Consider the following 9,353-nt stretch of genomic DNA (forward strand, 5'->3'; position numbering starts at 1 on the left):
CCCTTCCCCTACATCTCCGGGCTCTCCCTCAACCTGGGCGTGCTCCTGCGGCACCCCCGCACCGGACTGGAGCACTTCGCGCGGGTGAAGGTGCCGCCGGTGCTGCCGCGCTTCTTCGACGTGGCCCAGCCGGCCTCGGCGGAGGACTCCCGTCCCATCAGCCCGGACAACCCCGGCCGCTTCGTGGCGGTGGAGCACATCATCGCCGCGCACCTGGGCTCCCTCTTCGAGGGCATGGAGGTGCTCTCCTCCTCCTGCTTCCGCATCACCCGCAACGAGGACCTGGAGGTCGAGGAGGACGACGCGGAGAACCTCCTCAAGGCGCTGGAGAAGGAGCTGCTGCGCCGCCGGTTCGGTCCCGCCGTCCGGCTCGAGGTCACGGAGGACATGGACCCCCGCGCCCGGGAGCTGCTCGTCCGTGAGCTCAGCATCGACGAGTCGGAGATCTACGCGCTGCCGGAGCCGCTGGACCTCCGCGGGCTGGGGGTCCTCGCCTCCATCCCGCGCGAGGACCTGCACTTCCCCCGCGCCGTGCCGGTGATGAACCGGGACCTCGCCGCGGAGGAGACCTCGGACCAGCCCGACGTGTTCAAGGCCGTGCGCGCCAAGGAGATCCTCCTCCACCACCCCTACGAGTCGTTCTCCACGAGCGTGCAGGCCTTCGTCGAGCAGGCCGCCGCAGACCCGCACGTCCTCGCGATCAAGCAGACCCTCTACCGGACGAGCGGCGACTCGCCCATCGTGGACGCCCTCATCGAGGCCGCGCAGGCGGGCAAGCAGGTGCTCGCGGTGGTGGAGATCAAGGCACGCTTCGACGAGGAGAACAACATCACCTGGGCGCGCAAGCTCGAACGCGCCGGCGTCCACGTGGTCTACGGCATCGTGGGCCTGAAGACGCATGCCAAGCTCTGCCTCGTGGTCCGGCACGAGCGCGGCCGGCTGGCCCGCTACGCCCACGTGGGCACCGGCAACTACCACCCCAAGACGGCGCGCCTGTACGAGGACCTGGGGCTGCTCACGGCGGACCCGGTGCTCACCCAGGACGTCGCGAAGCTGTTCAACCAGCTCTCCGGCTACGCCCCGCACACGGACTACTCGCGCCTGCTCGTCGCGCCGGGCCAGGTGCGCGACGGCCTGCTGGAGCGCATCCGCGCCGCCATCCGCAGGGCGGAGTCCGGCGAGCGGGTCCGCATCCGCATCAAGGTGAACTCGATCGTCGACGAGCAGCTCATCGACCGGCTCTACCTCGCCTCGCGGGCAGGCGTGAGGGTCCAGCTGTTCGTGCGCGGGATCTGCGCCATCCGCCCGGGCATCACGGGGCTCAGCGAGAACATCGAGGTCCGCTCCATCCTGGGCCGGTACCTGGAGCACTCCCGTGTCTTCGTGTTCGAACACGGCCCGGAGCTGGAGCACGCGGAGACGCTCATCGGCTCCTCCGACCTCATGCACCGCAACCTGGACCGCCGGGTCGAGGCCCTCGTCCGCCTCGAGCGGCCGGAGCACATCGCGAAGGTGAGCGCCATGTTCGACATGGCCTTCGCGGACACCACCGCGCACTTCGCGCTCGGCGCGGGCGGGCAGTGGACCCGGCACCAGCACGACCGCGAGGGGACGCGTCTGGACGACTACCAGGAGGCGCTCGTGCGCGCCCACCGGCACCGCGGAGGTCTGCCCGCATGAGCCCCACCCCGGTGAGCAACGCCGGTGAGTCCGCCCGTCTGGGCGCCCACGTCCTCGCCGGCGGCGGCGTGCTCTGGCGGGAGGCCGGCGAGGGGATCGAGGTCCTGCTCATCCACCGGCCCCGCTACGGCGACTGGTCCTGGCCCAAGGGCAAGGTGGACCCCGGTGAGACCCTGCCCGAGGCCGCCGTCCGGGAGATCCGCGAGGAGACGGGCCACCACGTGACCCTGGGGCTGCCGCTGCCCAGTGCCCGCTACACGGTGGGCCGGCGGCTCACCAAGCACGTGTCCTACTGGGCGGCCGAGGTCACGGGACCGCCCGCGGACGCGATCGCGAACCCCAGGGAGATCGACGAGGCCCGCTGGGTCACGCCCGAACGCGCCGCCGCGCTGCTCACCCGGTTCCACGACCGGGAGCAGCTGGACAAGGTGGTGCACGCGCACTCCACCGGCAGCCTGCGGGCGTGGCCCCTCATCATCGTCCGCCACGGCAAGGCGTTCCCGCGCGCCAAGTGGCACGAGACGGAGCAGGAGCGCCCGCTGCTCGCCGTCGGCACCCGGCAGGCGCTCGCGCTCACCGGGCTGCTGCGGTGCTGGGATCTGCGCAAGCTCGTCTCCAGCCCCTGGAAGCGCTGCGTGGCCACGCTCAAGCCCGTGTCCGCGGCCTCGGGCAGGTCCATCCGGCTGCGCGGGGCGCTCAGCGAGAAGGCGAACGCCGAGGACCCGGAGAGGACCGCCAAGGTGCTGCGGAAGATCATCCGCAAGGGCACGCCCACCGCACTGTGCACGCACCGCCCGGTGCTGCCCACCGTGCTGCGCGTCCTCCGGGAGTTCGCACCGCAGGGGCTCGCCGACCGCCTGCCGCGGAAGGACCCCTTCATGAATCCGGGCGAGATCCTCGTCGCCTATGTGCGGCCGGGCCCCTCGCCGCGGATCGTCGAGTTCGAGCGGTACCGGCCCATCGACGCCTGAGCGGGCTCCCGTGGCCTGAGTCGGGCAGGAGTCCGTGACCCGAGGCGGGCAGGAGTCCGTGACCCGAGGCGGGGCCTCGGGCGCATGACGCGCGACGCCCGCCCCGCGGCAGAATACACAGCTGTGACCGATCTGACGCGCCCGCCCGCGCCCATTCACCTTCCATTCACACAGCCACTGCCTCCGATACACCCTTCACTCGTAGCGTGAGCCTCGCGCTCGGAGCCGATTCGCGGCTGCCGAGATGACAGGATCCATAAGTGAAAGGCACTTACGTGAATCTCAAGCGTTTCGGCACATCCGCAGCACTCCTGGCCGCGGGCGCACTGACCCTCTCCGCCTGCGGGGGCGGCCCGGACGCCAGCGCCGGGAGCGGAGGCGAGGCCGGCAGCGAGGGTGGCGTCTCCGGTGCGCTCACGGGCGGCGGGGCCTCCTCGCAGGAGTCCGCGATGAATGCCTGGAGCCAGGCCTTCGCAGAGGCCAACGGCGGGGCCACCGTCAACTACGACCCGGTGGGCTCCGGCTCCGGCCGTGAGGGCTTCATCAACGGCCAGTACTCCTTCGCCGGCTCGGATGCGCCGATGGACGACGAGGAGAAGAGCCAGGCCGAGGCCGTCTGCGGTCCCGAGGGCGTCTTCCACGTCCCCGCCTACGTCTCCCCCGTCGCGGTCGCCTTCAACCTCGAGGGCGTCGACACGGTGAACATGGACGCGGAGACCATCGCCAAGGTCTTCTCCGGCGAGATCACCTCCTGGAACGACGAGGCGATCGCCTCCCAGAACGAGGGCGTCGAGCTCCCCGACACCAAGATCACCGTCGTCCACCGCGCGGACGACTCCGGCACCACGGAGAACTTCACCGCCTACCTCGCGGAGGCTGCCGGGGACGCCTGGAAGTACGACGAGGTCGAGACCTGGCCGTCCGAGATCGCCGCGGAGTCCGCCCAGCAGACCTCCGGCGTCGTCTCGCTCGCGCAGTCCACCGACGGTGCGATCACCTACGCCGACGCCTCCCAGGTGGGCGACCTCGGCACCGTCTCCGTGGGCGTGGGCGACGAGTACGTCCCCTACTCCGCCGAGGCCGCCGCGGCCGCCGTCTCCTCCTCCGAGGCCCACGAGGACGGCTCGGTCGAGCTCGACCGCTCCACGGAGGAGGCCGGCGTCTACCCGATCGTCCTCGTCTCCTACCACATCTACTGCCAGCAGTACCAGGACCAGGAGACGGCGGACCTGGCCAAGGCCTTCGGCGAGTTCGTCATCTCCGAGGAGGGCCAGCAGGCCGCAGCGGACTCGGCGGGCAGCGCCCCGATCGACGACGCGACGCGCGATGCCGCTGCGAAGCACCTCGCCGCCGTCGGAGTGCAGGGCTGACCCTGCTCCGCCGATCCGGGACGCGCAGCGCTGCCGCCGGTTCACACCCCCGAGGTGAGCCGGCGGCGCCGTCGTGTCAGGATCGTCCGCCACACCCGCATCCCGTTCCCCTGGCCCGGGCCGGAGGGAGCGCTGAGCTCCGAAGGGAGTCACAGTGACTGAGAAGGTCACCGCACCGAGCCGGACGACGGCGCCGGCCGAGAAGGGCTCGGGCGCCGCCGCCGGCGACAAGGTGTTCTCCGGCCTCGCCTACACGGCCGGGGCGCTCATCCTCGTGGTGCTCGCGTTCGTCGCGATCTTCCTCGTGACGAAGTCCCTGCCGGCCCTGTGGCCCACGGTCTTCTCCGATCAGGACTCGATCACCAGCGCGGACACATTCGCCGAGTACGTGCTGCCGCTCATGGGCGGCACCGTCATCGCCTCGATCATCGCCCTGCTCATCGCCACGCCGGTGGCCGTGGGGATCGCCCTCTACATCTCGCACTACGCGCCCGCGCGCATCGCGACCCCCGTGGGCTACATCATCGACCTGCTCGCGGCGATCCCCTCCGTGGTCTACGGCGCATGGGGCATGATCGCGCTCGCACCGGCGATGGTGCCGATCTACGACTGGCTGCACGAGAACCTCGGTTTCCTCCCCTTCTTCGCCGGCGACCCCTCGACGACCGGCCGCACGCTGGCGACCTCCGGCGTGGTGCTCGCGGTGATGATCCTGCCGATCATCACCTCGCTGTGCCGCGAGATCTTCGTCCAGACGCCCAAGCTGCACGAGGAGGCGGCACTGGCGCTGGGCGCCACCCAGTGGGAGATGGTGCGCGCCACCGTCTTCCCGTTCGCGCGGGCCGGCATCGTCTCCTCCGTGATGCTGGGCCTGGGCCGCGCGCTGGGCGAGACGATGGCCGTGACCCTCGTCCTCTCGCCGGGCGTGTTCTCCCTGAGCCTCATCACCTCCGGACGCAATGCGACCATCCCCTCGGAGATCGCGCTGAACTTCCCGGAGGCCTTCGGCATGCGCCAGTCCGAGCTCATCGCCGCCGGCCTCATGCTCTTCATCATCACGCTCGCGGTGAACATGATCGCCCGCTGGATCGTGAGCCGCCACAAGGAATTCTCGGGAGCGAACTGATGTCTGCCACTGTCACCACCCGTGCGGAGGGAACCGCACCCGTCCGCTCGCTGACCGCCGGCAACCTGCCGAAGTGGCTCTGGGCCGTCGTGGCGGCCGGAGCACTGGCCGTCTCCGCGGCGCTCACCGTCGCCCTGGCCGGAGGCTTCTCCCTCACCGGCTGGCTCATCATCTCAGCGATCCTCTACATCGCGGGAATGTGCGCCGTCACCTGGAAGCTGCAGAACCGCCGCCGTGCGGTGGACGGTCTGTGGCGCAACCTCGTGTGGGCCTCCTTCCTCATCGCGCTCATCCCGCTCGTCTCCGTCCTCTGGACGGTGCTGGCGCAGGGCCTGCCCACGCTGCTGAGCAACCCGGGCGTCCTCATCTACGACATGTCCACGACGAACGGCGCCACGGACATCGCCACCCAGCAGGAGGGCGCCCCGCTCTCCGGCGGTTTCGCCCACGGCCTCATCGGCACCGTGATGATCACCCTGCTCGCGACGGTCATCTCCGTGCCGATCGGCCTCATGGCCTCCGTCTACCTCGTGGAGTACTCGCGCGGCGGCTGGTTCGCCCGCACCATCACGTTCTTCGTGGACGTCATGACGGGCATCCCCTCGATCGTCGCCGGTCTCTTCGCCTTCGCCGCCGTGCAGCTGGTCATCACCACCTTCCTCGGCGACGGGCCCGCACAGCTGCAGATGGTGAAGATGGGCCTGTCCGCATCCATCGCGCTGTCGGTGCTCATGATCCCCGTGGTGGTCCGCTCCACGGAGGAGATGCTCCGCGTGGTCCCCAACGAGCTGCGCGAGGCCTCGTACGCGCTGGGCGTGCGCAAGTGGCGCACCATCGTCAAGGTCGTGCTGCCCACCTCCATCTCCGGCATCGCCTCCGGCGTGACGCTGGCGATCGCCCGCGTCACCGGTGAGACCGCGCCCATCCTCGTGACCGCGGGCTTCATCGCCTCCACCAACTGGAATCCCTTCAGCCAGTGGATGACAGCGCTGCCGGTCTACATCTACCGTCAGCTGGTGAACCCCACCGCGCCGTCCGCGGCGGATCCGTCCCAGATGCGCGCCTGGGCCGCCGCCCTCGTCCTCATCGTCATCGTCATGCTGCTCAACCTCCTGGCGCGCATCATCGCCAAGGCGTTCGCCCCCAAGAAGACCGGCCGCTGACTCCCCTGACACCGCACCCGCCCTGCACATCCGCACCTCCCATCCGGCGGACGCACCGGGGCCAGCACTCGAAGAAGGAACACCTCACATGGCAAAGCGCATCGACGCAATCGACCTGAACGTCTACTACGGAAAGTTCCTCGCGGTCGAGGACGTGAACATCAAGATCGAGCCGCGCTCGGTCACCGCCTTCATCGGCCCGTCCGGCTGCGGCAAGACGACGTTCCTCCGCACCATCAACCGCATGCACGAGGTGCTCCCGGGCGCCTATGCGGAGGGCGAGATCCTCCTCGACGGGGAGAACATCTACGCCTCCGGTGTGGACCCGGTCAACGTCCGCGCGGAGGTGGGGATGGTGTTCCAGCGCCCCAACCCGTTCCCCACCATGTCGATCCGCGAGAACGTGCTCGCCGGGTACAAGCTCAACGGCACCCGGCTGTCGAAGTCCGATGCGGATTCGATCGTGGAGAAGTCCCTGCGCGGCGCCAACCTCTGGAACGAGGTCAAGGACCGTCTGGACAAGCCCGGCTCCGGCCTCTCCGGCGGTCAGCAGCAGCGTCTGTGCATCGCCCGGACCGTCGCGGTGGAGCCCGGCGTCATCCTCATGGACGAGCCCTGCTCCGCGCTGGACCCCATCTCCACGCTCGCCGTCGAGGACCTCATCAACGAGCTCAAGGAGAACTACACAGTCGTCATCGTCACCCACAACATGCAGCAGGCCGCGCGCGTGGCGGACAAGACCGCGTTCTTCAACATCCAGGGCACCGGCAAGCCCGGCAAGCTGATCGAGTACGACGACACCAACAACATCTTCCAGAACCCGCAGAACGAGCAGACGCAGAACTACGTCTCCGGCCGCTTCGGCTGAGCAGGCTGAGCAGCGCTTCCGGATCCGGCGCTGTCACGAAAGCTCAGTTCCGGCGCCGTCACGAAAGCTCGGGATGCACGTGCAGTTGCGCGCGCATCCCGAGCTTCTGCGCACCCGGTGCCAGGGGGCAGCTGCGCGCAGGGGGCCTCAGACGCCCAGGAGCATGAGCCCGCCCGCGAACAGCGCGCCCAGCACCGCCGGCGCGGGGATGCCCAGCACCCAGATCGCGAGCACCGGCGTGAGGAAGCGGCCGCGGATCACACCGGGGCGTCCTGCGAACTGGGTGCCCAGATTGGACCCCACCACCGTGTAGACGAGCGAGACCGGCACGCTCACCGTGAGCGCGGACACGAGGAGCGCGACGCTGGACACCCCGTCCGCGATGGCCGACTTGAACGGATCCAGCAGCGCGATCCGGCGGCTCACCGTCCGGGCCACGCGCCAGCCGGAGACCAGCGTGCCCACCGCCAGCGCAGTCGCCACGAGGATGCGCACCTCCCAGGTGACCTCGAACGGGTCCCCGTCGGTGAACCGCGCGCCCTGGTAGGCGACGATCGCGAGCATGAGGATGGCACACGACTTCTGCGCGTCCTGGATCCCGTGACCCAGCGAGAGCAGCCCGGTGAAGACCGCACCGGCCGCCCGCGAACGCCGGAAGAGGGGCTTGGGCGCGGACCCTGCGGCGAGACGCGACAGCACCGCCGTGCACAGCGCACTGATCCCCATGACGATGATGGGGACCGTCAGCAGCGGCACGACGAGGCGCAGCATGAGACTCGCGAGGTCCGCGTGCGCGCCGTAGGCCAGGCCGGACCCCAGCACGCCGCCCACCAGGCTGTACGTGGAGGAGACGGGGATCGCCACGACGTAGGTGACGATCCCCCAGAGCGTCGCGGCGGCCATGCCGGCGAGCAGGATGGAGAGCAGATCGCCGGGCTGGTGCGGGAACTCGATGATGTTCTCCGCGACCGTCACGGCGATGCCCAGTCCCAGCAGAGCGCCCACGAAGTTGAAGACCGCGGCGAGCGTCATGGCGATGCGCGGGGTGAGCGCACGGGACACGACGGCGTTGCCCACCGTCACCCCGGCGTCGTGGAAGCCGTTGACGAAGGCGAACGCCACCGTCACCACGACGACGAGCGCGAACAGGATCTCCATCAGCACCGCAGCTCCCGCGCGCTGCCGACGACCCGCACAGCGGGAGCGGTCCGCAGACTCATGACTCCCGCACTGCGATCTCCGCGACGACCTCGCTCACGGCGCGGAACGAACGCACGGCCTCGTAGAACGCGAAGCCCAGCTGGGTCGCCGCCGCCACGTGCACCATGCCCTTCCGCGCCGCCGGCACGGTGTCCGAGATCTGCAGGCGGAGCGCCTCCGCCCGGTGGAAGAGCCGGGTGACGGAGTCCACGTACTCCCACTGGTCCGGCTTGGACGAGATCCGCTGGAGCATGCGCTTGGTCTGGTCCGTCGCGTCGGAGAGCACCGCGAGCATCTCGAGGACGCCCACCGGGAACTCGTCGAAGGCGGAGGAGGACAGCGCGAAGGCCACAGAGTCGAGGCGATGGACGGCCTGGCACAGCTCCGAGGCCAGCCGGTAGAGGCTGTCGCGGTCGAAGGGGGTCGCGTAGTTCTCCCGGAGCGCCCGGACCACCGCCGAGGCCGCCCCGTCAGCGCTGTCGCAGACCTCTGCGAGCCGCTCGGCGGCTGCGCGACGCTGCTCGACGGGGATGCCGGAGAGCTCCGCGAGGATGAGGCTGCCGTCCTGGAGGGAATCCGCGAGTGCGCCGAACTGTGTGAAGAACACCGCTTGCCTGGACGGACGACGCAGTCTCACTCCCGCTCCGATCTGAACCGTTCCGACGGTGATGTGTGTGAGGTGGGTGCCGGGCCGAGAGCGCCTCTCGGCGGTAGGCCGCTCGAAGCGGCTGATGTTGGAGCCCGGGGCTTCGAAACCCGACACCCGTGCGGGCCGGAGCCCGCGCATCCATCGTACCGCTCACGGCCGTTGCACGTCAGCTCCGGTGCACCAGCTCACAGAGTGCCCGCGCGGTGCGCCCGGGAGGCGTGCACCAGGTCCGAGGCGAGCTCCTCGAACGCCCGGGCCGAACCCTCGCCGCGTCCTCCGGGTCTCCCGCCGCGGCTCACCGGCTCGTCCTCGGGATCCTCCCCCTC

8 protein-coding genes are annotated in these 9,353 nt (G+C 70.1%); 6 read left to right on the forward strand and 2 right to left on the reverse strand.

Annotated features, from left to right (window positions below):
• The 6 genes from ppk1 to pstB all read left to right on the forward strand — a co-directional run.
• The coding region (ppk1, locus tag Q0A33_RS14630; protein ID WP_291798399.1) for a polyphosphate kinase 1 at positions 1–1,680 on the forward strand (1,680 nt) is incomplete at its 5' end.
• Positions 1,677–2,651, forward strand: a complete 975-nt coding sequence (locus Q0A33_RS14635) for an NUDIX domain-containing protein (RefSeq protein WP_291798402.1) — start codon at positions 1,677–1,679, stop codon at positions 2,649–2,651. The genes ppk1 and Q0A33_RS14635, both read left to right, overlap by 4 nt.
• 275 nt (positions 2,652–2,926) lie before the next feature.
• Complete coding sequence (gene pstS, locus Q0A33_RS14640) at positions 2,927–4,021, forward strand: phosphate ABC transporter substrate-binding protein PstS (RefSeq protein ID WP_291798404.1); 1,095 nt, start codon at positions 2,927–2,929, stop codon at positions 4,019–4,021.
• A gap of 154 nt (positions 4,022–4,175) precedes the next feature.
• On the forward strand, positions 4,176–5,147 hold the full coding sequence (pstC, locus tag Q0A33_RS14645; RefSeq protein WP_291798407.1) for a phosphate ABC transporter permease subunit PstC: 972 nt from the start codon (positions 4,176–4,178) through the stop codon (positions 5,145–5,147).
• Positions 5,147–6,310, forward strand: coding sequence for a phosphate ABC transporter permease PstA (gene pstA / locus Q0A33_RS14650; RefSeq protein ID WP_291798409.1), 1,164 nt, complete (start codon positions 5,147–5,149; stop codon positions 6,308–6,310). Before pstC ends, pstA begins: the two co-directional genes overlap by 1 nt.
• A gap of 88 nt (positions 6,311–6,398) precedes the next feature.
• Positions 6,399–7,178, forward strand: a complete 780-nt coding sequence (gene pstB / locus Q0A33_RS14655) for a phosphate ABC transporter ATP-binding protein PstB (RefSeq protein WP_291798412.1) — start codon at positions 6,399–6,401, stop codon at positions 7,176–7,178.
• Between the two features lie 147 nt (positions 7,179–7,325).
• On the opposite strand, the gene Q0A33_RS14660 is transcribed toward pstB, so the two are convergent.
• Together Q0A33_RS14660 and Q0A33_RS14665 are read right to left on the reverse strand one after the other, a co-directional pair.
• Positions 7,326–8,336, reverse strand: coding sequence for an inorganic phosphate transporter (locus Q0A33_RS14660; RefSeq protein ID WP_291798415.1), 1,011 nt, complete (start codon positions 8,334–8,336; stop codon positions 7,326–7,328).
• 58 nt (positions 8,337–8,394) lie between these two features.
• A complete protein-coding gene (locus Q0A33_RS14665) occupies positions 8,395–8,985 on the reverse strand; it encodes a DUF47 family protein (RefSeq protein ID WP_291798418.1) in 591 nt (196 codons plus the stop codon).
• Positions 8,986–9,353 lie beyond the last annotated feature (368 nt).

This window comes from Brevibacterium sp., from assembly GCF_022712115.1.
Classification (GTDB): domain Bacteria; phylum Actinomycetota; class Actinomycetes; order Actinomycetales; family Brevibacteriaceae; genus Brevibacterium; species Brevibacterium salitolerans.

Bases quoted from the DNA above. Each gene is read 5' to 3' on its own strand.
- Q0A33_RS14635 (WP_291798402.1), top strand. From the start codon at position 1,677: ATGAGCCCCACCCCGGTGAGCAACGCCGGTGAGTCCGCCCGTCTGGGC.
- pstA (WP_291798409.1), top strand. From the start codon at position 5,147: ATGTCTGCCACTGTCACCACCCGTGCGGAGGGAACCGCACCCGTCCGC.
- Q0A33_RS14660 (WP_291798415.1), bottom strand. From the start codon at position 8,336: ATGGAGATCCTGTTCGCGCTCGTCGTCGTGGTGACGGTGGCGTTCGCC.
- pstB (WP_291798412.1), top strand. From the start codon at position 6,399: ATGGCAAAGCGCATCGACGCAATCGACCTGAACGTCTACTACGGAAAG.